19 protein-coding genes, 1 tRNA gene, 1 other RNA gene and 1 riboswitch are annotated in these 24695 nt (G+C 70.0%); of the genes, 9 read left to right on the top strand and 12 right to left on the bottom strand.

Annotated elements, in window-relative coordinates:
• Positions 1-266: 266 nt before the first annotated feature.
• The 4 genes from topA to ACV7NL_RS17380 all read right to left on the bottom strand — a co-directional run bounded on the left by topA (position 267) and on the right by ACV7NL_RS17380 (position 6066).
• Positions 267-3059 (bottom strand): type I DNA topoisomerase, encoded by a 2793-nt coding sequence (gene topA, locus ACV7NL_RS17395; RefSeq protein ID WP_056486776.1) that lies wholly within the window; start codon positions 3057-3059, stop codon positions 267-269.
• Positions 3060-3217: 158 nt separating this feature from the next.
• Positions 3218-5125 carry an AI-2E family transporter gene (locus ACV7NL_RS17390; RefSeq protein WP_463356337.1) on the bottom strand — a complete coding sequence of 636 codons (1908 nt, stop codon included), beginning with the start codon at positions 5123-5125 and terminating at the stop codon, positions 3218-3220.
• 125 nt (positions 5126-5250) lie between these two features.
• Entirely contained in the window at positions 5251-5634 is a 384-nt protein-coding gene (locus ACV7NL_RS17385) for a response regulator (protein ID WP_056183028.1), read from the bottom strand.
• 204 nt (positions 5635-5838) lie between these two features.
• Positions 5839-6066 carry a hypothetical protein gene (locus ACV7NL_RS17380; RefSeq protein WP_056183242.1) on the bottom strand — a complete coding sequence of 76 codons (228 nt, stop codon included), beginning with the start codon at positions 6064-6066 and terminating at the stop codon, positions 5839-5841.
• A gap of 258 nt (positions 6067-6324) precedes the next feature.
• On the opposite strand from ACV7NL_RS17380, the gene ACV7NL_RS17375 reads away from it, so the two are divergent.
• The 4 genes from ACV7NL_RS17375 to ssrA all read left to right on the top strand — a co-directional run bounded on the left by ACV7NL_RS17375 (position 6325) and on the right by ssrA (position 8386).
• Positions 6325-7497, top strand: a complete 1173-nt coding sequence (locus tag ACV7NL_RS17375) for a zinc-dependent alcohol dehydrogenase (protein WP_056486779.1) — start codon at positions 6325-6327, stop codon at positions 7495-7497.
• Between the two features lie 182 nt (positions 7498-7679).
• Positions 7680-7871 (top strand): hypothetical protein, encoded by a 192-nt coding sequence (locus ACV7NL_RS17370; RefSeq protein ID WP_056183034.1) that lies wholly within the window; start codon positions 7680-7682, stop codon positions 7869-7871.
• Positions 7852-8202 carry a hypothetical protein gene (locus tag ACV7NL_RS17365; protein ID WP_200935904.1) on the top strand — a complete coding sequence of 117 codons (351 nt, stop codon included), beginning with the start codon at positions 7852-7854 and terminating at the stop codon, positions 8200-8202. The genes ACV7NL_RS17370 and ACV7NL_RS17365 overlap by 20 nt, the downstream gene beginning before the upstream one ends.
• A 56-nt stretch (positions 8203-8258) precedes the next feature.
• Positions 8259-8386, top strand: a transfer-messenger RNA (tmRNA) gene (gene ssrA / locus ACV7NL_RS17360).
• Between the two features lie 372 nt (positions 8387-8758).
• Here the strand turns inward: ssrA and ACV7NL_RS17355 are convergent.
• Both ACV7NL_RS17355 and ACV7NL_RS17350 read right to left on the bottom strand, forming a co-directional pair.
• Positions 8759-9439, bottom strand: a complete 681-nt coding sequence (locus tag ACV7NL_RS17355) for a hypothetical protein (RefSeq protein WP_247636639.1) — start codon at positions 9437-9439, stop codon at positions 8759-8761.
• Positions 9440-9519: 80 nt separating this feature from the next.
• Positions 9520-9906 carry a hypothetical protein gene (locus tag ACV7NL_RS17350; RefSeq protein ID WP_056183249.1) on the bottom strand — a complete coding sequence of 129 codons (387 nt, stop codon included), beginning with the start codon at positions 9904-9906 and terminating at the stop codon, positions 9520-9522.
• A 469-nt stretch (positions 9907-10375) separates the two neighbouring features.
• Here ACV7NL_RS17350 and ACV7NL_RS17345 point away from each other — a divergent pair.
• Positions 10376-10452, top strand: a tRNA-Arg gene (locus tag ACV7NL_RS17345).
• Between the two features lie 463 nt (positions 10453-10915).
• Here ACV7NL_RS17345 and ACV7NL_RS17340 read toward each other — a convergent pair.
• The 5 genes from ACV7NL_RS17340 to ACV7NL_RS17320 form a co-directional block, all read right to left on the bottom strand.
• Complete coding sequence (locus ACV7NL_RS17340; protein ID WP_463356336.1) at positions 10916-11170, bottom strand: hypothetical protein; 255 nt, start codon at positions 11168-11170, stop codon at positions 10916-10918.
• 163 nt (positions 11171-11333) lie between these two features.
• A complete protein-coding gene (locus ACV7NL_RS17335) occupies positions 11334-11699 on the bottom strand; it encodes a hypothetical protein (RefSeq protein WP_056486785.1) in 366 nt (121 codons plus the stop codon).
• A gap of 79 nt (positions 11700-11778) precedes the next feature.
• Positions 11779-14925, bottom strand: a complete 3147-nt coding sequence (locus ACV7NL_RS17330; protein ID WP_463356335.1) for an efflux RND transporter permease subunit — start codon at positions 14923-14925, stop codon at positions 11779-11781.
• A 25-nt stretch (positions 14926-14950) separates the two neighbouring features.
• Positions 14951-16672 carry an efflux RND transporter periplasmic adaptor subunit gene (locus ACV7NL_RS17325; RefSeq protein WP_463356334.1) on the bottom strand — a complete coding sequence of 574 codons (1722 nt, stop codon included), beginning with the start codon at positions 16670-16672 and terminating at the stop codon, positions 14951-14953.
• A gap of 90 nt (positions 16673-16762) precedes the next feature.
• A complete protein-coding gene (locus tag ACV7NL_RS17320; protein WP_463356333.1) occupies positions 16763-17266 on the bottom strand; it encodes a hypothetical protein in 504 nt (167 codons plus the stop codon).
• A gap of 324 nt (positions 17267-17590) precedes the next feature.
• On the opposite strand from ACV7NL_RS17320, the gene ACV7NL_RS17315 reads away from it, so the two are divergent.
• Positions 17591-19222 carry a multicopper oxidase family protein gene (locus ACV7NL_RS17315; protein ID WP_463356332.1) on the top strand — a complete coding sequence of 544 codons (1632 nt, stop codon included), beginning with the start codon at positions 17591-17593 and terminating at the stop codon, positions 19220-19222.
• 83 nt (positions 19223-19305) lie between these two features.
• Here ACV7NL_RS17315 and ACV7NL_RS17310 read toward each other — a convergent pair whose 3' ends face one another.
• The gene (locus ACV7NL_RS17310) at positions 19306-19509 is read right to left on the bottom strand and encodes a DUF2934 domain-containing protein (protein WP_463356331.1); all 204 of its coding nucleotides are present in this window, start codon (positions 19507-19509) and stop codon (positions 19306-19308) included.
• 108 nt (positions 19510-19617) lie between these two features.
• Positions 19618-19821: riboswitch (cobalamin riboswitch) on the top strand.
• Between the two features lie 453 nt (positions 19822-20274).
• On the opposite strand from ACV7NL_RS17310, the gene ACV7NL_RS17305 reads away from it, so the two are divergent.
• The 3 genes from ACV7NL_RS17305 (at position 20275) to ACV7NL_RS17295 (ending at position 24637) form a co-directional block, all read left to right on the top strand.
• On the top strand, positions 20275-22389 hold the full coding sequence (locus ACV7NL_RS17305) for a TonB-dependent receptor (RefSeq protein WP_463357155.1): 2115 nt from the start codon (positions 20275-20277) through the stop codon (positions 22387-22389).
• Positions 22389-23852, top strand: coding sequence for a PepSY domain-containing protein (locus ACV7NL_RS17300; RefSeq protein WP_463356330.1), 1464 nt, complete (start codon positions 22389-22391; stop codon positions 23850-23852). Before ACV7NL_RS17305 ends, ACV7NL_RS17300 begins: the two co-directional genes overlap by 1 nt.
• Positions 23853-24289: 437 nt before the next feature.
• Positions 24290-24637: a hypothetical protein gene (locus ACV7NL_RS17295; RefSeq protein WP_056486808.1), complete on the top strand. Its 348-nt coding sequence runs from the start codon at positions 24290-24292 to the stop codon at positions 24635-24637.
• Positions 24638-24695 lie beyond the last annotated feature (58 nt).

Genomic DNA, 24695 nt, shown 5'->3' with positions numbered 1-24695 from the left:
AAACTCACCCGGCAGAGCGATGACGCGCGTGGATCGCCCCGGAAGCGGCAGGGCGCGCGGGCGGCACGCCAGGACGGCTCTGCGTGCGGATCGGCGCCGCCATCGACCTCCACGACCGCCAGCCCCCGACGGGTACGGCCCGGAATCAGCCAGGAACCGAAGCGGACCGTTGCCGTTCGGGAGAGCGCCCCGGCCCGCGACCGAGAGGTTTGTCAGGAAACCTCAGCGGTCGCGGGGTGGGACGCAGCCGATGCCAGAGCGGGCGCTCACGCCTTCTTGCGGGCCGCCGCCGTGGGCGTGTCGGCGGCGCTTTTCGCTGGCTTTTTGGCCGCAACCGCCTTCGCCGTCGACTTCGCGGCCGGTTCATCGCCGTCCGCCGCCTTCTTCGCCGGCGCCTTCTCGGCGGCCGCTTTCTTGGCCGGCGCCTTCTTGGCCGCAGCCTTCTTTGCCGGCGCCTTCTTGGCCGGCGCCTTCGCACCCGCAGCCTTGCGCGCCGGAGCCTTCTTCTTGCCCCCGCCGGCGGCTTCCCGCGCGGCGATCAGCTCCAGCGCCTGGGCGAGCCCGATCTCCTCGGCCGCTAGGGTCTTGGGCAGCGTCGCGTTGGTGCTGCCGTCGGTGACGTAGGGGCCGTACTTGCCCGACTTGACCACGATCGGCTTGCCGGTCTCCGGGTGCTCGCCGAGCGCGCGACCGGGATCGGAGGCCGGACCGCGCCGGCCGCCGCCCTGCTCCTTGGCCACGATGAGGTCGATGGCCCGGTTGGCGCCGATCTCCAGCACGTCGTCGTCGCGCCCGAGATTGGCGTACATCTTGCCGTGCTGCACGTAAGGTCCGAAGCGGCCGAGATTGGCCAGGATCGGTTCGCCGGTCTCCGGGTGCCTCGCCACCTCACGGGGAAGCGACAGCAGCTTCAGGGCCATGTCCAGGTCGACCGAGGACGGGCTGGTGCCCTTCGGGATCGAGGAGCGCTTGGGCTTCGGGGCCTCCTTCTCCGTCGAGGCCTCGCCGAGCTGGACGAAGGGACCGAAGCGGCCGTCCCGCACCGTCACGGGCAGGCCGGACGCGGGATCGTTGCCGAGCACGCGGGTGCCCGGCTGGCCGCCGTTCTCCGAGGAGCCCTCGCCGTCGCCCTCGACGCCGGAGGCGGCGAGCTGACGGGTGTACTTGCACTCCGGGTAGTTCGAGCAGCCCACGAAGGCGCCGAACTTGCCGAGCTTGAGAGAGAGCTGGCCCGAGCCGCAGGTCGGGCAGGTCCGTGGGTTCGAGCCGTCGGCCTTCTCGGGAAAGATATGGGCGCCGAGCAGGTCGTTGAGGGCATCGAGCACCTCGGTGACGCGCAGTTCCTTGGTGCCCAGGATCGCGGCGGAAAAATCACGCCAGAAATCGCGCAGCACCTCGCGCCAGTCGATCTCGGCGTTGGAGACCCGGTCGAGCTGGGTTTCGAGCTCGGCGGTGAAGTCGTACTCCACGTAGCGCTTGAAGAAGCTCTCAAGGAAGCCGGTGACGAGGCGGCCCTTGTCCTCCGCCACCAGGCGCTTCTTCTCGATCCGCACGTATTCGCGGTCGCGCAGGGTCTGCAGCACGGCCGCGTAGGTCGAGGGCCGGCCGATGCCGAGCTCTTCCATGCGCTTGACGAGGCTGGCCTCGGAGTAGCGCGGCGGCGGCTCGGTGAAGTGCTGGGTCGAGGCGATGCGCTCGCGCTTGAGCGGATCGCCCGCGCTCATCGGCGGCAGGCGCCGGCCGTCCTCGTCCTCCTCGTCGTCCTTGCCCTCCTGGTAGAGGGTGAGGAAGCCGTCGAACTTCACCACCTGGCCGGTGGCGCGCAGCTCCAGCTTGCGCGGGCCGACCTGGGCGACGATGTCGACCGTGGTGCGCTCCAGCTCGGCCGATTCCATCTGGCTCGCCACCGTGCGGGTCCAGATCAGCTCGTAGAGCCGGGCCTGCTCGGCATCGACGGTGCGGGCCACCGTCTTCGGCAGGCGGCTCATGTCGGTGGGGCGCACGGCCTCGTGCGCCTCCTGGGCGTTCTTGGCCTTGACGCTGTATTTCCGCGGCGCACCCGGCAGGTAGCGCTCGCCGTATTCCTTGCCGATCACCCGGCGCACGTCGGCGATGGCTTCGGGCGCCATGTCGACGCCGTCGGTCCGCATATAGGTGATCAGGCCGACCGTCTCGCCGTCGATCTCGACGCCCTCGTAGAGCTTCTGGGCCGCCCGCATGGTCTGGGCCGGCGCCATTCCGAGCTTGCGCGAGGCCTCCTGCTGCAGGGTCGACGTCGTGAAGGGAGGTGCGGGGTGGCGCTTGGCGGGCTTGGCCTCGACGCTGGCAACCTGGAAGGTCGCCAGTTCGAGGTCACGCTTGAACGCCGCCGCCTCGTCGCCGGTGCCGACGTCGAGGCGCTGGATGCGCTTGCCGTCGGCGCCGGTGAGCCGGGCCTCGAAGCTGGCGCCGGTCTCCGTCGTCAGGGTCGCCACCAGCGACCAGTACTCGCGGGGGCGGAAGACCTCGATCTCGCGCTCGCGCTCGCAGACGAGGCGGAGCGCCACCGATTGCACGCGGCCGGCCGAGCGGGCGCCGGGGAGCTTGCGCCACAGCACCGGCGAGAGGTTGAAGCCCACGAGGTAATCGAGCGCCCGGCGGGCCAGATAGGCGTCGACCAGGGCCTGGTCGATCTGCCGGGGCTGGCGCATGGCGGTCTCGACCGCCGCCTTGGTGATGGCGTTGAAGGTCACCCGCTCCACCGGTATGCCCTTGAGGGCGCGCCGGGCGGTGAGCGCCTCGACCACGTGCCAGGAGATCGCTTCGCCCTCGCGATCCGGATCGGTGGCGAGAATCAGGCCGTCGGCGCCCTTGAGCGCCCTGACGATATCGGAGACGCGCTTCGATCCCCGGTCGTCGAGCTCCCACAGCATGTGGAAGTCGGCCTCGGGATCGACGGAACCGTCCTTGGCCGGAAGGTCACGGATGTGGCCGAACGAGGCGAGAACCTCGTAATCGCGACCGAGATACTTGTTGATCGTCTTGGCCTTGGCCGGCGACTCGACGACGACGACTTTCATGTGCTGGTACTAGCCTCTCGTCAGGGCCTGACCCACAGCAACGACCGTTCGCAGATTGTGCGGGGGGCGTCGCCACCCGTCCGGAGAGGGGGTCGGCGCCGGGGAGAAGTGGGTCAACCCTGGGGGGAAGTCAAATGATCGGTCCCGCCGCACCGGTCTCACCCTCGTTTGGCGAAGGTCAGGGCTGCATCGAGGGCACCGTTCAGGGTGGTCACCAGCACGTCGGCCGAGAGGGTCCGCCGCAGGCGATCGAGGGAGGCGGGATCGCGCTCGCGCCAGAAGCCGACCAGTACCCGCACGCCGGGAATCGCCCGCCGCGCCTGGCGGACGTTGAGCCGGATCTGCGACAGGCTGACGGGCTCCAGGTAGGAGAAGCATACCAGGGCGATGCCCCCGAGGTCGTCCGGCACCGCCCCGCGGCGCAGGTCCGCCATCGACATCACCTGCGCGGCGAGGCCGTGGCGGTCAAGGATCTGGCCGAGCATGGACGTCGCCGCCTCGTCGAAGGGGCCGCGGCTCGAGACGCAGAGCACGGGCCGGGCCGCCCGCCAACGCGGCGGGAGTTCGTCCGGGCGCAGCACCATGGCGGCGACCTGCCGGTCCGGCCCGATGGCCGCGAAGGCCGCCGACGTCTCCGAATTGCCCGCCGCCTTGGTGGCGGAGCCGCCCTTCCGGCCCGCCGGCACGGTCCCGAGCCGGGTGACCACCGCCCGCAGAGCGGTGCCGACCTCGTCCTGCCGGGTCCGGTCGAGGGTCCCGCGCGAAAGATCCTCCTGCGCCATCAGCAGGCCGGCCAGCACCACCTCGTCGTAGTAGGTGACGAGGGCGCGCGCCTTCAGGAACATCCGGCCCTGGTCGATCGCCTCCTCGGGATCGCCCGCCAGCATGCGCTGGTAGAAGATCTCGGGCGGCGCCAGGGCCGGCCGGTCGCCCAGGATCACGTCCAGGAACCACAGGCGCTCGATGTGCCGGCCCAGAACCACGAGACAGACGGTGATCGGCGTGGCCAGCACCAGGCCGATCGGCCCCCACAGGAACGCCCACAGGGTGGCGGCCAGGATCACGGCGATCGGCGAGAGGCCGGTGGAATGGCCGTAGAGCAGGGGCTCGATCACGTGGCCGGCGATGGGCTCGACCACGACGAAGAGGGCCGCCGTGGCGATGACCATGCTCCAGCCGGGATCGACGGCGGCGGCCACGATCAGCGGCAGCAGGGCGCTGATCGCGGCGCCGATATAGGGCACGAAGCGCATGATCGCGGCGAGCACCCCGAACAGGATCGGGTTCGGCACCCCGATCCACCACAGCCCGACGCCGATGACGATGCCGAAGGCGATGTTGAGGATGAGCTGGGCCAGGAAGAACCGGCTGAGACGGGCCGCCGCATCGTCGATGGCCGCCGTGGTCCGCCGCAGATCGCCCGAGCCGGCCAGGCGGATCGCGCGGTTCCGCAGATCCTCCCGCTGCAGCAGGATGAAGATCGTGAAGATCAGGATCAGGCCGGTGGTGGCGAGCGGATGCAGGATCGGCCCCACCACGGCGCCGAGGGTTCCCAGGAGCCCCGCCTTGGCGGAGGCGATCTGCACGTGAAGAGGATGGGCGAGACTGCCGGCGCTGCCCTCGGGGGTCGTGTTCTTCAGGTCCGGCTGTAGCTCGGCGCTGAGGTCCTGCACCATGTCGACCATGCGCGAGAGCGTGCCGCTCCCGGCCGTCGCCTCCTTCAGGGAGGCGATCTTCTCCCGCATGGTGACCTGATAGCGGGGCAGGTCCGAGGCGAGCTGCGCCGTCTCGTTGGCGATCAGGAGGGAGACACCGAGGAGCGCCCCGAAGGCGGTGAGCACCACGACCAGTACGGCGAGCGCCCGCGGGACCCGGATGCGGCGCAGGAGCCTCACCCCCGGCACCAGGACGAAGCTGAGCAGGATCGCCAGCGTCACCGGCACGAAGATGTCGCGCCCCAGATAGAGCGCCGCCGCGATGGTGATCACGAGGAGGCAGGAGGCCAGGGTCGTGAAGACCGGCATCGCCTGCCGCAGCAGGCGGGCGGTGATGGGATCGTCGCTCATGGATGGGCCGGGTCTCGTGGGGGTGAGCGACGCTGGCGCCGACGATCGGATGTCGGGCGGGACGGGCGACGAAGGGGCGGATGAGGGTCGGGCGAAGCCTGGGACGGGACGGGAGCGGCCGCCTTTCAGGGCACCGCGGGCGCCTGCGGTCCGACGGCGGCGTTGATCTGCGTCAGCAGCTTGGAGAAATCCACGGGCTTCGGGTGGTAGTCGTTGCAGCCGGCCTGAATCGCCTTGTCGCGGTCGCCCGACATGGCATGGGCGGTCAGCGCGATGATCGGGATGCCCTTGGTGTCGCTGCCGGATTTCAGCACCCGGGCCGCCGACCAGCCGTCGAGAATCGGCAGGTTCATGTCGAGGAGGATGACGTCGGGCTGTCCGGTGCGCGCCTGCTGCACGCCGGACTCGCCGTCATGGGCGAGGATCACGTCGTAGCCGCGCCGCTTCAGCCGGCGGGACAGGAAGTCCCAGATCTCCTCGTGATCTTCCACCAGCAGGATTTTCGCCATTGCCCCTGAACCCCTCGAACGTCGCCGGCATCATCACCGCGCAGCCCATCGCACGCCGGACACGCGCCCGGATACCGGTGCCCGAGCAAGACATCAGCCCGGGCCGTCGTGTGAACGCACGATGCGCCGGAACGGTCCATGGCATGCCACGCGATCGAGCGACACAGGGTCCGCGCCGTACCGGCCTGCCTCGGTGCGACGCGATCAGGGGAGGGTGGGCGCCGGCGCCGGGCGATCGAGGCTCGTCTGGGGGCGACGATCGCTCAACGGCCCCTGGGTGCCCGGCAGGAGGCCGCTGTCCTGCAGCCAGATCATCAGGATGATCGAGGCCAGCAGGGTCGCGAACGAGGTCAGCCGGCCGATGTAGCGGCGGCGGACGACCATCAGCACCAGGGTCGCGAGCAGCACGAGGGACAGGACGAGGATCAGCATGTGGCCTTCCTGGGCACGCATTCCGGCGCGAATCCGGAGGCCAACGGGACGCAGGCGCCACCCGTTCCCCCCGGCCGGTCCCGCGGAGAAGACCGGGATATCGCAAGAAGCCGCCGGAGAACCGAAAAAATCCCCGGGGAACAAGGCCGCCGGGCCGGACCTTCTCGCGAAGGGCAGCCCCTTTCGAGGCTCCCCCTCTCCCCACAACCAGCCCTGCCCACGCGCAGGAACCCGGTATCGGCCGGATGGAGATCCGCGATGAAGGCATTGTGCTGGCACGGCAAGGGCGACATCCGCTGCGATACGGTCCCGGACCCGCAGATCGAGGATGCGCGCGACGTCATCATCAAGGTGACGAGCTGCGCGATCTGCGGTTCGGACCTCCACCTGATGGACGGCCAGATGCCCACCATGGAGTCCGGCGACGTGCTCGGCCATGAGTTCATGGGCGAGGTTGTCGAGGTCGGGGCCGGCTTCACCAAGTTCCGCAAGGGCGACCGCATCGTGGTGCCCTTCAACATCAATTGCGGCGCGTGCCGGCAGTGCCGGCTCGGCAACTGGTCGGTCTGCGAGCGCTCCAACCGCAATGCCCAGATGGCGGCGGCCCAGTTCGGCTACACCACCGCGGGCCTGTTCGGCTACTCGCACCTCACCGGCGGCTACGCGGGCGGACAGGCGGAATACGTCCGCGTGCCGATGGCCGACGTCGCCCCCATGAAGGTGCCGGACGGCATGGACGACGAGTCGGTCCTGTTCCTCACCGACATCCTGCCGACCGGCTGGCAGGCCGCCGAGCATTGCGAGATCAAGGGCGGCGAGATCATCGCTGTCTGGGGCGCCGGCCCCGTCGGCCTGTTCGCGATCCAGTCGGCCAAGATCATGGGCGCCGAGCGCATCATCGCCATCGAGACCGTACCCGAGCGCATCGCGCTGGCCCGCCGCTACGGCGCCACCGACGTGATCGACTTCATGCAGGAGGACGTGTTCGAGCGCATCCAGGAGATCAGCAAGGGGCAGGGCGCCGACGGCGTCATCGACTGCGTCGGCATGGAGGCCACCGCCGGCCACGGCATCGCCGGGATGCTCAGCACCCTGCAGGAGAAGCTGACCTCGACCGAGCGTCCCTACGTGCTGGCGGAGGCGATCAAGGCGGTGCGGCCCTGCGGCATCGTCTCGGTGCCGGGCGTCTATGGCGGGCCGGTGCCGATCAACATGGGCTCGATCGTCCAGAAGGGCCTGACCCTGAAGAGCGGCCAGACCCACGTGAAGCGCTACCTCGAGACGCTGACGAAGCTGATCCAGGAGGGCCGGTTCGACATGACCGCGATGATCACGCACCGCTCCGCCGACCTCGCCGACGGCCCCGACCTCTACAAGACGTTCCGCGATAAGAAGGACGGCTGCGTGAAGGTGGTCTTCCACCCCAACTGAGTCGCATCGGACCGGAACCGCGGCTCGATCGTATCGATCCCGCTCTAACCCGGTGCCGGCAAAGATCGGAACCGGGTCGCACGCGAATCTCGGCGCGCGATCCGAGGACACGACAGGATATCTCCGTCGTTCTGCTCCCCTGTGCATTGCCGGTCGGCCCCGGCATCCGCTAAAGCCCAGTCATGTCAGACTTGGATTCTCTCCTCGAACGCCTCAAGGACGCTCAGAGGACGCTCATCCTCGAAGCCGCGAAGATCGCCATGCTGCCGCCCGACAGCATGCTGCGGCGCATCGCCGACCTCGAGAACACCATCGCGGCGGTCGAGGCCCTCATCGAGGAACAGGCGCATCGCCGTGGCCGCGCGGCCGAATAGGGCCGGCCCACCGCTGGAAACCCCGGACGGGCGCTACATCGTGGTGCGCGGCCGCCTCTGGCGCCGGACGCGGCCCGACCTCGACCCTGCGCGCCGAGAGGCGCTGGTGGCGGCCCTGATGGACGGGCGCCGGGCCGTGAAGACCGCCAAGGCCGCAGGGGATGGCGGTGCCCTCGCGCAGGCGCGGGCCGCCGTCGATGCCGCCAAGCACGGCCTCGGCGAGCGCGGCCCGGTCTGGTGGACCGACGGGACGCCCGACCTCAACCGGCACATGGCCCGCAACACCCCCTATGCCGACTGGTACGCCGAGGCCGTGGGTGCGGCGGGATAACGCAGCATCTGGACCCGCCGGGTGATCGCGCGTATATCGGACCTGCGGTTGATGACCGGTTCGGAATAACGTTTCAGGACCCGGAGGGCAGTACTCCGGCGCCTCCACCATAAGCCCACGAGCGCCAGCGCCGGTGGGTTTCTGATGGGGGCGAAATAGGATCGACTGGGCGGTAAAGGGATCGCGAGTTCGCTTGCACTTCGGTGCAGGACGATGCGGCTGTCGGTAAGGACTCGACCGGTTCGACGCAGGCAACCCCTGTTTCGGGCATTTGGCCAAAACTCTAAATGCCAACGATAACGTTGTCATGGATGCCCGCCTCGCGGCGTAAGCATCTTGCGGTAGGGTAACCGTCGAAACAGAACCCGGGGCTTCGGCTCCGGGACCCACCTTTTCCCGGACGTCGCGCATTGCGCGACGGGGCGTATGCCACCGGACCTGAAAAAGCCCCGACGCCGACCCGGCGCGGGGCTTTTTCTTGGGCTCGATGGTCTTGCGACCCGAGGCCGGGTCGAACGACCACCCCAGAGAGAGGGTGGGCGTCCGGATCAGCCGATCAGACCGGCGTGGTCGGGTAGGCACGCACACGATTGCGACCCTCGACGGTGCCGCCGAGCGCATTGCCCGGAATCGCGTCCGGCGAGGTCGCAGCGGCGGCCTGCGGCGCGGTCCAGCCATCGGCGCGCCAGTTCTGCGCGCGCTCGTCCACGTCGATCGAGCCGTGCTCCTCCAGGATGTCCATCACGCGGGTGGCGTGCGCCTGATCGGCCCGGACCGTCACCAGGGTGCCGCCGCGGCGCACGCCCTCGCTGTAGGTGTGGGCATCCGTCTCGCTCAAGCCGGCCCCGGTCAAGCCGCCCGCGAGACCGCCGGCGGCCGCACCGATGCCGGCGCCGGTCAGCGTCGCCACCAGCCATCCGGCGGCCACCACCGGGCCGACGCCCGGGATCGCCAGGAGGCCGAGGCCGGTCAGGAGGCCGGCGGCCCCGCCCAGGACCGTGCCCACGGTCGCGCCTGCGCCCGCGCCGGTGCTGGCCTTCTCGGGGGTGTCCCCATGCGTATGCGGATCGAGGTCGGTTGTGGTGGTGGTGCCGAGACGGCCGGCGTGGCGGTCGCCTTCGTTGTTGCTCACGATGCTGATGTCGGAATGCGAGACGCCGGCGGCCTCCAGCTTGGAGACGGCGGTGCTGGCGTCATCGTAATTGTCGTACAGGGCGGTGATGGTCTGCTGGGCCATGGGATGAACTCCTCTGGGAAAGCCGATCGGGGAGAGCCGCGCGGAGCGGGAGACGTGCTCCGGTCGCGCGGCGCGATGCGCTACTGCGCGGCGACGTTGCCCTTGAAGTCGACACCAACCTTGACGGGCTTGCCGTCCAGCATCGCCTGGCCGCGCCAGATGCCCTTGTCGTCCTTGGTCAGGCCCTTGACGTCCTTGTAGCCCGCCTCGGTGAGACGGTGATGGGTCTGGGCCTCGGTGAAGCTGTTGGCGCCTTCCTCGAGCTTGGCGTTGGCGGCGGCCTTGGTGGTAGCGGGCTTGGTCGCGTCGGGCTTGTCGGTGTTGGGCCGGGTCACGGCCTCCTGGCCGCCCGACGTGGCGCTCGATTTGGCGTCCGGAGCGGGGGTGCCGGTGACAGTGGTCTGCGCGAATGCCGGCCCCGCGCCGAGGACCGACAGAAGGGCGAGGGTGGTCAGGGAGCGTTTCACGGCATTCTCCTTGGAAGGCATCTGAGAACCGCCGATCCGGTGCGGAACGTCCGAAGCGGCGAAAGTCCCTCTCAATCCCGCGAGACCGCAAAGCGTTCCCGGATGCACGTCAAGAATAGCAGCCCGAATGGCCGACACGTTCCGATCGGAAAAAGGTTCCTTCATGATCTGACACGATACATCGGATGAAACGGCAAGCTGATCCTGCGCCGGCGAAAGTCATTCCTGCAACAAGGATCGCCCGTGAACCCTCAAGCTCTCTGTTCGCTCGCCGGGAACACGCCTATCCGCTCCGAAGATCTGGACCCGGACGCTGCCGGAGCCGAAGCGCGAAGCGCCGCTGCCCACGCCCCGGGTCCCGAAATCCGGCCGGCGCGAAAAACTTGTCCGGCCAGGGTTGCCAGCGCAAAACGGAGCCTCTAAACACCCGCTCACACCGGGGCGGCGCCTACCAGCCACCCGGTCGCAGGCGCCCGTAGCTCAGCTGGATAGAGCACCAGACTACGAATCTGGGGGTCAGAGGTTCGAATCCTTTCGGGCGCGCCATTTACCTTATCCAATACATCTCACAGTCGTAACGATCTGGCTGGGTCGCTGGTGCGCGTAGGCGCTCCATCGCCGCGTCGGGCGTTGACGTCAATCCGGTGCGGATCGTGGGAGCCGAGATCGCGAAGTTTCGGTTGCTGGCGATAGATCGGCAGGACCGTCCCGTACAGACGCGGGTGATGCGGTCGGGCAGGGGCGCAGGCCTGCGGCGGCGCGGAACCAGGCCTGATATTCAGTATGACCCGATATCGAACATGCTCCACCGTCCTGCCGGCGGGCTCGGACGGCCGCCGGCCGGGATCGCGTCGGGACGGCGTATCGCCGGTCCATCTCTCACATATTCAGGCGCGTCCTCGCGAGGGCGGGTGGCCGGCGCGGATGACCGCGCCGGCGAAGGACTTTTGCCTGCCAGATCCGACCTGAGTCCTTAGGCCGGGTTCTGCGGGCAGGGCGGGGGCTGGTTTCAGTGGCTGTGCTTGCTCGCCGGCGCGGTGTCCTTGGGCTGGTGGTGATGCCCCTCCTTGGCCGCGGGCGCCTCGACCGGCTTCGTCATGGCGTCCGGGGCGGTGGGGCTATGCGCCGGTCCGCCCGCGGTGCCGCCGCGGTTCGGCGTCGGCTGGGTCTGCTGCTCGGCATTCGCGTTGCCCTGGTCGTCGGCCAGAGCCGGGGAGGCGGCGGCGAGAGCGACCAGCAGCGGGAGCACGGTGGTGAACTTCATGAGGTGACTGCCTTGGTTGTTCGCGTTGGCGTGATCAGGGCCGTCTCGGCCGCCTGACCGGTGGTTCGCAAACGGGAGACGCGCCTGCGCGCGGGTCCCTCTGCATCCCTGTGCGGGATCGTCCGGCGCCGTCCGACCGCGCGTGCGGCGGAGGCGCGAGGCCTCAATGCAATTTGCCGCTGGCGGTCGCGCCGTCGGGTCCGGTGAGCTGGACCGCGCCCTTCGGACGCTCCCCGAGCGCCATCGGCGCCGTGCCGGAGAGACGATTGCCCTCGGCCGGCGCGAGGGGGATGCGGGTGGCCTTGCCGCCGAGGACGAGGATCGCCGTGCCCTTGAAGCCGCCCGCCGGCACCGGTTCCTGCTTGGCGTTCGTGACGAAGATGTCGACGGTCTCACCCTTGGCGATCAGTTCGACGTGATACGCGCCGACATCCGTCGTCCGGCCGCCATGCTGGCCGGCCGCCTCGTGCGCGTGGGCCGCCACGGCCGTCAGCAGGCCGGCGAGCAGGGTCATCATCCATCGCATCATCGGTTCTTTCCTCGTCGGGTGGCCGTGTCAGATGGCCGTCTCGGGTAGCTTGGTCGGGCGGCTTGGTCGGGCGGCTGGATCAGAACGCCTCGACCTGTCGGGGCTTGGCGCCCTCCGGAAGAGGGGCCTCGGCGGCTTCGGCCTGGGCCGCCCGCAGGCGCTCCAACGGCGCCCGCCCGAAGCGCAAGAACAGGACCGGCGTCAGCACCGTGTCGAGGAGGGTCGCGCTGATCAGGCCGCCGAAGGTGGTCACCGCGACCGGGTGCAGGATCTCCTTGCCCGGGGTCGCGGCGTCGTAGAGCAGCGGCACCAGGGCCACGCCGGCCGACAGGGCGGTCATCAGCACCGGCGTCAGGCGCTCCAGGCTGCCCCGCACCACGAGGTCGCGCCCGAACGGCATGCCCTCGTGCAGCGACAGGTTCAGGTAGTGGCTGATCTTCAGGATGCCGTTGCGGGCGCTGATGCCCGTCAGGGTGATGAACCCGATCATCGACGCCACCGAGAGCGGCTGCCCCACCAGCCACAGCGCGAGCACGCTGCCGATGAGGGCGAGCGGCACGTTGCCCATGATGATCAGCGCCAGCACGGCCGAGCGGTAGCGGCTGTAGAGGATGGCGAAGACCAGGGCGAGGGACAGGGTGGACAGGGCCGCGATGGTCCGGCTCGCCTCCTCCTGCGCCTGGAAGGTCCCCTCGAGCTTGGCGAAGAACCCCGGGGGAAGCTTGGCCTCGGCCACCTGCTCGCGAATGGCCGCCACGATGGTGCCCATGTCGCTGTCCCCGTTGGTGTTGGCCTGCACCACGACACGGCGCCGGCTGTTCTCCCGCAGGATCTGGTTGGGGCCGTCCGTCTCCCGGATGTCGGCGATCTGGCGCGCCGGCACCCAGCCGGACGGCGTCTCGATCAGGAGGTCCTTGAGCCCTTGCGTCGTGCGCTGCCCTTCGGGCAGACGCAGGAGCACGTCGAAGCGCTTGTAGCCGTCGGCTACGGTCGAGACGACGCGCCCGTTGGAGAGGCGGCTGAGCTGGTCCACCACGGCCGAGGGCTGGACCCCGTAGAGGGCGGCCCGGGTGTAGTCGACCCGGATCTCCAGCTGCGGAATGCGAACCTGCTTCTCCACCTGAAGGTCGACGAGCCCGGGAATCCTGGCCATGCGTTCGCGCAGATCGTTGGCCACGCTGCGCAGGGCATCGAGATCCTCGCCGAAGATCTTCAGGGCCAGCTCGGCCCGCACGCCGGAGAGCATGTGGTCGAGGCGGTGCGAGATCGGCTGCCCGACATTGATCGACACGGGAAGCTGGGCCAGGCGCTGACGGATGTCGGCGATCACCGCATCCTTGGAGCGACCGCCCCCCTTCAGCTCCACCTCGATCTCGGAGGAATGGACGCCCTCGGCATGCTCGTCGAGTTCGGCCCGGCCGGTGCGGCGGCCGACCGCGCGGACCTCGGGGATATCCAGGAGCAGGCGTTCGGCGATCAGGCCGACGCGGTTGCTCTCGGACAGCGAGATCCCCGGGTTGAACGTCGTGTTGACGGTGAACGAGCCCTCGTTGAAGGGCGGCAGGAAGGCGCGCGGCAGGTTCCAGGCGACGATGCCGGCCACCGTGACGGAGACCGCCACCGTGGCGACCAGCACGCCCTGGTGCCGGAAGGCGACGTCGAGCAGGCGGGCATTGCCGCGCTTGAGCCACCGCAGCAGGGCGCTGTCGTGCTCCGTCAGGCTCTTGAGGCCCGGCAGCAGGTAATAGGCCAGCATCGGCGTCAGGGTCAGCGACACCACGAGGCTCGCCAGGATCGAGATGATGTAGGCCTGGCCCAGGGGCGCGAACAGCCGGCCCTCGATGCCCGACAGGGCGAACAGCGGCACGAACACGAGCACGATGATCATCGTCGCGTAGACGATGCCGGAGCGCACCTCCGAGGACGCCGCCACCACCACGTCGAAGGTCGAGCGCGGCGAGCCGGCCGCCCGGTTCTCGCCGAGCCTGCGGAAGATGTTCTCGACGTCGACCACCGCGTCGTCGACGAGTTCGCCGATGGCGATGGCGAGCCCGCCGAGGGTCATCGTGTTGATCGACAGGCCGGCGAGGTGGAAGGCCACCGCGGTCGCCAGGATCGAGACCGGGATGGCGGTGAGTGAGATGGCCGTGGTGCGCACGTTGAGTAGGAACGCGAACAGCACGATGGCCACCACCACGATGGCCTCGACGAGCACGCGCTCGACATTGGCGATCGAGGCCTCGATGAAGTTCGCCTGACGGAACAGGATCTGGTCGGCCTTGATGCCGTTCGGCAGGGTTGCGGTGATCTCCTTCAGGGCGGACTCGATCTCGCGCGTCAGCTTGACCGTGTCGACGTCGGGCTGCTTCTCGACGGAGACGATGACGCCGGGCTTGCCCATGTAGCCGGCATCGCCGCGCTTCACCTTCGCCGCGAAGGAGACGTCGGCCACCTGGCGCAGGTAGACCGGGGCATCGCCGACATTGGCGACCACGACGCTGCGCAGGTCGTCGAGGCTCATGGTCCGGCCGATGTTCCGGATCAGGAATTCGCGGGCGTACTGATCGGTGAAGCCGCCGCCCGCATTGGTGCCGAACTGCGCCAGGGACGATTCGAGCTGGGCATTGGTCACACCGAGCGCCCGCATCACCGCCACGTTCGGACTGACCCGGAACTGGCGCACCTCTCCGCCGATGGGAATGACCTGGGCCACGCCCGGGATGGTGAGGAGCCGGGGACGCAGGATGAAGTCGGCGACTTCGCGCATCTCCATGGGGGTGGCCGTCTCGCTGGTGACGCCCACCAGCAGGATCTGCCCCATGATGGAGGAGATCGGCCCCATCTGCGGGGTCACGTTCGGCGGCAGCTGATCACGCACCAGGGTGAGGCGTTCGGCGAGCTGCTGCCGGTTGCGGTAGATGTCGGTGCCCCAGTCGAATTCGACGTAGACGATCGAGAGACCGACGCCGGAGACCGAGCGCACCCGGCTGACGCCGGGCAGGCCGTTCATCCGGGTCTCGATCGGATAGGTGACGAGCTGCTCGACCTCCGGCGGGGCGAACCCCTCGGCCTCGGTCATGATCGTGACCGTCGGTTTGTTCAGGTCGGGAAACACGTCCACCGGCAGCCGCGTCGCCGTGAAGGCCCCGTACAGGATCAGGACGGCGGCGACCGCGAGGACGAGGAGGCGATTGCGCAGGGACTGCGTGACGAGAAAGTTGAACATGGCCTTGCCTCCTCAGCGGACTTGCTCAGCGGACCTGATCGAGGAGTTCGGCACCTTCGGTGACGATGCGCCTGCCCGCGCCGACCCCTTCGGCGACGAGCACGTTGGTCCCGTCGAGGGGCTCGACCCGGACCGGACGGGCCTCGAAACGCTCGGCGGCGACGTGCTCGTAGACGATCGCCTGCCCGTTCCCGGCGCGGATGACGGCGGCGCGCGGAAGGGCGAGGCCGGACTGTTCGGTATCGGTGCCCGCCAGCACGGTGAGGAACTGCCCGACCCGCAGCCCGCTGGTGCTGCCCTGCACGGCGAACTGGACCGGAAGGGCCTGGTTTCGGTCGGCGAGGCCCGCGCCCTTGTAGACCAGGGACAGGGTGCGCCCGTCGGCGAAGCGGGCCGTGGCGTTCTGGGCCGTGGTCAGGGCGTCGAAGCTGAGCGCCTCGACCCACAGGCGGTCGGGGTCCACGATCTGGAACACCATGGCGCCGGCCGCCGCCATCTGGCCCGCCACCGCGGAGGCCTGCGCGATCACCCCGTCGACGGGCGCGACCAGGGCCTCCGGTTGATGGCGCACCTTGTCGAGGGCCAGGCGGCGGTCCCGCGCTCCCTGCAGTTCGGAGAGGGCGTCGTCGAGCTGGGTCTGGGCGACGGCCCCGGTGGTCGCGAGCTTGCGGTAGCGATCCACCCGCCGCGCGAGGACGTCGATCTGCTGGTCGAGCTCGCCCTGGCGCTGGCGCATGTCCGAGACGTCGATGGCCTGGACCGGGGGCGTCACGTAGGCGAGCACGTCCCCCTTCTTCACGATCGTGCCGAGCCGCGGGAAGAGCCCGGAGGGCGGCGGCGACAGGCGGCCGCCCACAGAGGATTGCACGACGCCGCTGGCGTTCGGGTCCGGAATGACGCGGGCCGGCAATTCGACGGTGCGGTGGAAGGTGCTCTGCTTCGTCAGAGTGGTGCGCAGGTCGAGGAGGCGCTGGGTCGGCTTGGGTACGAACACGGAGCCGTCGGGCAGGCGCTGGGCGAGGTCCGTCGCGGCTTTTCCGGGACCCGGCAGGGCGGCCCCCGTCACCGGCGCGCCGTGATCCTCGTCGCCATGGGCGAAGGCGAGCGTGCCCAGGGCCAGGATGACGGCCAGGGCCGCGGCCAGCACGGTCACCAGCGGCAGGCTGCGCCGGGCTCGCGTCAGTCCGGTGACCAGCACCCCGAGGAGGAAGGCGCCCGCTGCGATCAGCATCGGGTTCTGTGCGCCGAGGCGCGCCTTCAGTTCGGCGACCGGAGAAGCCATTCCCTCGGACATCGGCCCGCTGGTGGCCGCCGCGGTCAACGAAGACGCGCCCGCCTTCGGCATGGACAGCGGCACGGTGAGGATGTCGACCACGTCCCCCGCGGTGACGGTCACCAGCAGGTCGTGCAGGCCCGACTTGGCGAGCCACGGCACGGGCAGAACGTAGGCCCCGTCCGCCGTCTTGTCGGCCGTCTGCTGGCCGTCCGGCGTCTCCACCGTCAGGACGGCGTCCCGGACGGGCTGGTTCGTCCGGAAGTGGTCGAGGTAGAACGTCACCGAGGCATCCCGCAGGATGGCGGTCAGCTCGAAGGCGTCCGAGACGGCCTCGCCGCGCGGGGCGACGGACGTCATCACCAGTGCGGGCGTGGCTCCGTCGTCGTGCCCCTCATGAGCCTGCGCGGGACCCGCCAGCGTACCGACCAGCAGCCACACCGCGCCCAGGGCGGCGGCAATTCGAAAAACCATGGGAGAAGCTTCCTCGCGTTCAAATCCCGGGCGTGCCCCCGCCTTCGGCGGGCACGATCCGACCGTCGAGCGCCTCGGGGGCGCCGTTCGTTACGCGAGGAGTCTGGGGGGCCTGGAGAGCGTCTCGGGTCCGAGACCGCGGCGGCGATCGACCGGCCGGGAGACGCGGACCACCCGTCCGTAGGCGAGCGTCGGCAAGGTGGCCGTGGCCGACAGGATGCCCGACGCACAGCAGATCGGGGTTCCGCAGCGGGTGCCCGTGCACGGACCGGAGCAGCAGCCCCGCCCCGTGTCGTCGGAGATCAGCCCCGCCACACGGACCAGGGCTTCCACTCCGAGCAGGGCTTCCGCTCCCAGCAGGGCTTCAGCTCCCAGCAGGGCGTGCGTTCCCGGACCGACGGTCACCGCCGTGGCGATGAATGGAGATTCGGGCGCGACGGCCGGCGCGCTCTGCGCCTCCGCCATCGTCAGGGCGGGGGCCATCGCCGCAGGGGGATGGCCCTCGTGAGCCTGAGCAGCGGACGGCGCGACGTAGGCGATGATCATCACGATCACCGCCGCCATCAGGCGCACGAGTTGCTGCTCGAATCTCATAGGGGCTGGTTACACCATTTCCTGACACCGAGAAATAGGTGGAATTCAGTATGACGGATCGGCCGACGATTTTTATCCTTAAAGATCTCATCACGCCGCGAATGTTATGGGCTCTGCTCTATCAATCGCCGGGAGGATGAGGCTAAAAGATTCGGTCAGAGGCCCATCTGAAGGCATCGCCGTCGAAACGACGGCCCCGTTACCAGGGCAGCGCCGATCGGTCCGCTACGTCCGCGATCGAGACCCGGTTCGTTCGCGCAACGAACGGCCGCTGGATTGAATTCCAGCCGTCATGGGCGACCGCTTTATCGAAAGACCACCGACATGCAGCGGCGCACATTCCTGGCAGGTCTTGCGGGGGTCCTTGGAACCGCACCGGCATCGGCTCAGATGAAGCACGACATGGGAGCCATGGGGAACATGGGACCCATGGGAGCCGGGGCCGGGCCGGGCGGGCCGATGGCACCGATGGCCGGCACCGCGCCGGTCCTGCCGCAGGGGCAGCCGTTGAAGGAGCTGCCCCGGCTCCGCAACCGCTCGACCCGACCCGGTCGATTCGAGGCCACGATCGCGGCGCGCCCCGGCGTGGTCCGCTACGCGGAGGGCCTCGACACGCCGGTGCTGCTCTATGACGGCGGCCATCCGGTGATCGAGGCGCAGGAGGGCGACCGGGTCGCGATCACGTTCCAGAACGGCATTCCGGGGCAACCCTCCACGATCCACTGGCATGGGATGCCGGTGCCGTCCGACCAGGACGGCAACCCGATGAACCCCGTCGCGTCCGGGGCCGAACACGGCTACGCCTTCGACCTGCCCGAGGGCAGTGCGGCGACCTACTGGTTTCATCCGCATCCGCACGGCCTCACCGCCGAACAGGTCTATCGCGGCCTCGCCGGGCTCTTCCTGGTCAAGCCGAAATCCGATCCGATTCCGGCCGCCTATGGCGACACGGTCCTGATGCTCACCGATCTCCGGATCGCGGCGGACGGGACGATGCCGCCCAGCACGATGGTCGACCTGATGAACGGTCGCGTCGGCGACCACGTGCTCGTCAACGGCCAGAGCAATCCGGTGATGACGGTGGCGCCGGGCGAGAAGCGCCGCCTCCGGCTCGTCAACGCGACCAACGCGCGCTACCTGCGCCTGCGCTTCGCGGGCGCCCGCATGACCCTGATCGGCACCGATGGCGGCCTTGTCGAGGCGCCGGTCGCCGTCGACGAGGTGCTGCTCACCCCCGCCGAGCGGGTGGAACTCATCGTCTCCTTCGATCAGCCCGGCCCGGCCAAATTGACCACACTCGCCTACGAGCGCGGCTGGATGGGACCGGGGGAGCCGAAGGAAGCGGGCAAGGTCCTGCTGACCGCGAACGTGGCGGGACGACCGGCGACGCCGCCACCGCCGCTGCCGAAGATGCTGCGGGCGATCGCCCCGCTCCAGGCCCCGGTCGTCACCCGCCGCTTCGTGCTGACGGAGGACATGGGCTCCATGGATCACGGTGCCATGCCGGGCATGGATCACGGTGCCATGCCGGGCATGGATCACGGCGCCATGCCGGGCATGGATCACGGCGGAACCGCGAAAGGCGGTGCCGCCTCCGCCAAGCCGCCCGGCAGCCACGACATGAAGTTCCTGATCAACAACAAGAGCTTCGACATGACCCGCATCGACGAGGTCTCGAAGGTCGGTCAGGTCGAACAATGGGACATCGTCAACCAATCGGACATGGATCACCCGTTCCATGTCCACGGAACCCAGTTCCAGATCGTCGCCTACGAGAAGGACGGACAGGTCAGGACCCCGGGCTATCGCGCCTGGAAGGACACCGTGAACGTCGTGCCCGGCGAGACGGTCCGGCTCCTGCTGCGCCAGGACCAGCCGGGGCCGCGCATGTACCATTGCCACATTCTCGAGCACGAGGAACTCGGCATGATGGGCGTGCTCGACGTCCGATCCTGACGGTTTTCCGTCCCAGCAGGCGGCACGCGCCTTACCGCGGGCCTCGTCGGCCTATCCTCGCCCGAAGGCGAGCGACGCCGGCCTCACCGGGCGGTCGTGTCGGCCCCCGGCGGCGTCTCCGAGGCGGTCCGGTCGGCGGCCGGCTTGCGGCGGGCCTGCTCGGCGCGGAGTTCCCGCTCGGCCATCAGCCAGAACTCGACCTCGAAGCCTTCGGGACGGTGGTTGCGCTCCCAGATCTCGTGGGCGCGCTCGCGGACCCGTTCGAACGTGATCCCATCCTCGGACATCGTGCTTCTGCTCCTTCGTGACCGGCGATCGCAGGTGCGACCCCCGCCGCGGGGCCAACGCTCCCGGGGGCAAATCGTCCCCGTCGATTGACGCCGGCGCCGGAAACCGCCTAGCTTCGGCGCGACGGTTCCTCGGATCGAGGATCAAAAGGGAACGCGGTGCGGGGCTCTGCCCCAACGCCGCGGCTGCCCCCGCAACTGTAAGCGGCGAGCCCATCATCAACACGTCACTGGGGGTTGCAAGCCTCTGGGAAGACGATGAGAGGGCGGTGACCCGCGAGCCAGGAGACCTGCCGTCAGTCGTGGTCACACGCGAAACGCATCGGGCGGGGTGTCCTGGTGGGTGTCGGGGCGTTCGCATGCGGCGAACGGACCGACCTCTTCGCGGTGACGTGCCACTCCGCGCGACCCGTCGCGTCAGCCGTCCCGTCGATGCCCGTCTGCGCCCGCGCGTCCCGCTCCCGTCCGCCTCGTCCGATCGCCCCGCGCGGTCCGAAGACGGCTGGCTTGCGGACAACGTCGCGTCCGGCACCACTCAGCGATTGTAACATTATAACATTCGCTTTAGCAGAGGTGGCTCGTCGGCCCTGGCCGATGCCCGCGCCCCTTCCCGGTTGTCCCATGGCCCTCGCCCAAATCCCGTCCCGATCCCCACGCGCCCGACGCGCACGGCAGGGCCACGTCTTGCCCCTGATATCCCGGCCCCCGATATCCCGGCCCCTCACATCCTGGCCGCTCGCGGCCCTGCTCGGCGGCCTGCTGCCGATGCCGGCCGACGCCGCGCCCGGCGAATCCCACTCGGCCGTCACCCTGGAGACCCTGGAGGTCGCGGGCTCCGGGCGCGGCGGCCCGCCGCCCGCCGAGGGGCTGAACCTGCGCAGCTCGAGCCGCAGCGCCAGCCGCCTCGGCCTGACGCCCCTGGAAACCCCCGCCAGCGTCGACGTGATCGCGGGTGAGACCACGCGCCTGCGCGGCCAGAACACGGTGGCGGAGGCCGTCACCCAGAACGCCACCGGCATCACCACGGTGGCGGCCCCCGGCAACGGCAACGGCGCCTTCACGGCCCGGGGCTTCGCCGGCCCGAACTCGATCCAGCAGCTCTACGACGGCACCCGCCTGTTCGTCGGGGCGGGCACCGTCACCTTCCCGTTCGACACCTGGAACGTCGAGCGCATCGAGGTGCTGCGCGGGCCGGCCTCCGTGCTCTACGGCGACGGCGCCATCGGCGGCGTGATCAACGTGGTGACGAAGAAGCCGGTCTTCACGCCCCTCAACGTGGCGCGCGCGGCCGTCGGCTCGGATGGTCTGGCGCGCTTGGCCCTCGATTCCGGCGGTCCCATCGGGGACGCGCTCGCCTACCGCCTCAACATCAGCGGCAACCGCGACGCGGGCTGGATCGCGCCGGACGGCGACTTCCGCAATCTCGCGGTCTCGGGCGCCCTGACCCTGCAGGCGAATCCGGACCTCGCCATCACCCTGAGCCATGATTTCGGCTACCAGGAGCCGGCCCGCTACTGGGGCACGCCGCTCATCGACGGGCGCATCCGCGACGCCATCCGGTTCAACAACTACAACGTCCGCGACGCCCAGATGCTCTGGACCGACAACTGGACGCAGCTGCGAGCGGAGTGGACGCCGAGCGCCGACATCACGATCCGCAACACCGCCTACCGGCTCCAGAGCCGGCGCCAGTGGCGGGACATCGAGCAATACGCCTTCAACCGTGATACCGGGCGGATCGATCGCTCGGCCTACACCGAGATCTATCACAGCCAGGAGCAGATCGGGAATCGCCTCGACGCGACGGTCCGGGGCACAGTGTTCGGATTCCGCAACGAATTCCTGGCCGGGTTCGACGTCAACGCCATCGCGTTCCGGCACACCAACAACTTCAGCTCCGAGGGCGGCGGCCTCACCACCAGCGTCGATCCCTTCGCCTATGACCCGGGTCTGTTCCCGGCCAATGGCCGCGCCACTCCGGCCTACGTCACCAACACGCGCCAGGCCTCGGTCTTCGCCGAGAACCGCCTGATCCTGTCCGATCAGCTCTCGCTGCTGGCCGGCATGCGCTACGACGCGCCGGTGCTGCACCGGACCAACCTCGTCACGGGCGCCGCCTTCGAGCAGGATTTCCAGGCGCTCAGCTACCGCTTCGGCGCCGTCTACAACCCGACCCCCCTGCTGGCGCTCTACGCCCAATACGCCACCGCCACCGATCCGGTCGGCAGCCTGATCTCGCTGTCGCAGAATCTGTCCGGTTTGAAGCTCTCCACCGGCGAGCAGGTGGAGGTCGGCGCCAAGGGCGTCGCCTGGAACGGCCGGGCCGAGTGGACCCTGGCCGGCTACCGCATCGTCAAGGACAATCCGATCACGCGGGTGCCGGGCGAGGCGGCGCTCGCGACCCAGGTCGGGCAGCAATCCTCCCTCGGCGTCGAGGCGGCCCTGAGCCTGCACCTGTTCGAGGCCTGGCGCATCGACGCCAACGTGGCCCTTCTCCACGCCCAGTACGACGCCTTCAACCAAAGGGTCGGGGGCGCAGTGGTCTCCTATGCCGGACGCCAGCCCATCGACGTGCCGGAGCGCGTCGGCAACCTTTGGGTCAATTGGGCCTTCGCCCCCGCCTGGGAGGCCCGGATCGGCCTGCAGCACGTGGGCGAGACCTTCAGCGACTTCGGCAACCAGGCGCAGCGCCCGGCCTACACCCTGGTCAATGCCGGTCTCGACCACCAGGTCACGCCGTCCTCGCGGCTGTCCCTGCGAGCCTACAACCTCTTCGACGAGATCTACGCGATCAGCGGCAACGCGGTGAACGGGGTCGGCACCAACTGGCTGCTCGGCCGCCCGCGCTCCTTCGAGGTGGCCTACAGCGTGCGGTTCTGATGCGGGCCTCTTCGACGCGGGCGCTCCTGAAGCCCGTCAAGCGCTGGCTGATCCTCGGCCATCGCTGGCTCGGCATCGTCACCGGGCTGTTCCTCGCCACCTGGGTGCTGTCGGGGCTGGTGATGCTCTACGTGGCGTTCCCGGCCCTCACCGAGGCCGAGCGCCTGTCCCATCTCGCGCCCATCGCCTGGGACCGGGTGCATCTCGGCCCCGACGCGGCCCTGGCCCGGGCCGGGCTCGACCCGCCCCCCGGCGGCCTCAGCCTGTCGATGCGGGGCGGGGCGCCGGTCTATCAGGTCACCGCCCGCGACGGCGCGCGCCACGCGGTCTCGGCCGAGACCGGGCAGACCCTCGGCCCCATCGACGCGGCGGCGGCCGTGGCGTCGTTCGCGCCGGGCGCCACCGTGCGGGCGGTGCGGCGCGACCAATGGACGGTGCGGGACCGCTACGACCCTCTGCGCCCCTTCCACGTGGTGGCGCCGGGCGACGCGTCCGGCACCGAGCTCTACGTCTCGGCCCGCACCGGCGCGGTCGTGCTCGACACCACCCGCCGGGAGCGCCTGTGGAACTGGCTCGGGGCGATCCCGCACTGGTTCTACCCGACGCCCCTGCGGGCCCGGGCCGAGCTGTGGCGCGGCACGGTGCTGTGGGTCTCGGGGATCGCCATCGCGGGGGTGCTCAGCGGCCTCGTCCTGGGGATCTGGCGCCTCCGGCTGCGCCGGCCCTACGCCTCGGGGGTGACGCCCTATCGCGGCCTCGCGCGCTGGCACCACCTCCTCGGCACCCTCGGGGGCCTGAGCCTCCTCACCTTCGTGGCGAGCGGCTGGCTCTCGATGAACCCCAACCACTGGTTCTCGCCCCGCTCCCCGCCGGAAGCGATGCGCGAAGCCTATGCCGGGCCTGTCCATCCGGTCGGCCGCACCGCCCTCGACGGCCTTGCTTTCGACGGCCTTGACCTCGATGATAGGGCCCGGCCCCGCACCGTCGAGGTCCGGTTCACCCAGGTCGACGGCCGGCCCGTGCTGATCGCCGCCGACGCGCGGGGTGGGCGGCGCGTGGTTCCGCCGCCGAGCCCCGAGGCCCTGCGGGCGGCCGCCGCCCGCGTCCTGCCGGAGGCCCGCATCGCCGCGATCGAGACGCTGACCGCCTACGACGCCTACTGGTATCCCCACCACGACACCCGGCCCCTGCCGGTGCTGCGGGTGCGCTTCGACGATGCCGCCGCGACCTGGCTCCACCTCGACCCGGAGACCGGCGCGCTCCTCGACCGCCTCGACGCCAGCGGCCGCCTCCAGCGCTGGCTGTTCGAGGCGCCGCACCGCCTCGATTTCGCGATCCTGTTCCAGGCGCGCCCGGCCTGGGACCTCGTGATGTGGCTCCTCAACGGCCTCGGCGCCGGCATCGCCGTCTCGGGCGTGATCCTGGGCTGGCGCCGCCTGCGCCGCACCGCGCGGGTGGGATAGGGCCGGGCGGAACACGGCATCACCCGGCCGCCGCGCTCCGTCGGCAGCGACAAGCCCGGCACCCCGCCGCCCGAAGGGAGTCCGTGGCGCCAGCGGACGGCGGACCACGCGGCGCCCGGCCGCTCGGTATCCGGAGACGACCGCTTCTCGACCCGGTGGCGGCGGTGTCTCCCTGCGCCGGGGCGGGCGGGGCGCGGGCGCTCCGGTTCTGGACGACAGCTGCGCAGAATCCCAGTGCAGCAGAATCTCGGTGCCGCAGGGCGACACGGCGACAGTGGAAGCGAGGCGGGTGTTCGTGGCACAATCGGTTCGGGGTTGCGCGGTTTCCGTCGAAGGCCGGCGGGCCGTGACGGGTTCGGTGACGCCGATTGCGGCGTGCCGCCGCCGTCCGTCCGGCACGCCCGCATCCCCCCGTTCGCACGCAGGAGCCCGACGCCATGATCCGCCCACGGACGACCGTGCTGTCCCATGCGGCTCCCCCGGGACCGGCCGCGCCCTCCGCACCGCCCTGGCAGGAAGCGATCGTGCCGATCGCCGAGGCCCTGCTGAGCCTGGTGGCGGCCGTGGAGAGCGGGCCGACCGCCGGCCCCGCCGTCAAGGCCTTCCAGGCCGCGATCCGGCGCAAGGGCGAGGAGGCGTCCGCCGCCGGCGGGCGCGAGGCGATGGAGGCCGCCCTGCGGCGGGTGGCCGATGCCGCCGGCGACCGCGCCGCGCGCCGGGACCGCATCATCGACACGGCCTGGGCCGGCCTGCCGGGCTGGCGCCCGGACGAGTCCCGCCCCTGACCGCCTGCCGCCCCCGCCGCGCGGGTTCCTCCCCGGACGGAAAGGGCGCTCCGGGGCG

This window comes from Methylobacterium sp. Ger2507 (assembly GCF_055231875.1).
The sequence above is the reverse complement of the archived record's forward strand: the minus strand, read 5'-3'. Positions and strand labels throughout refer to the sequence as shown.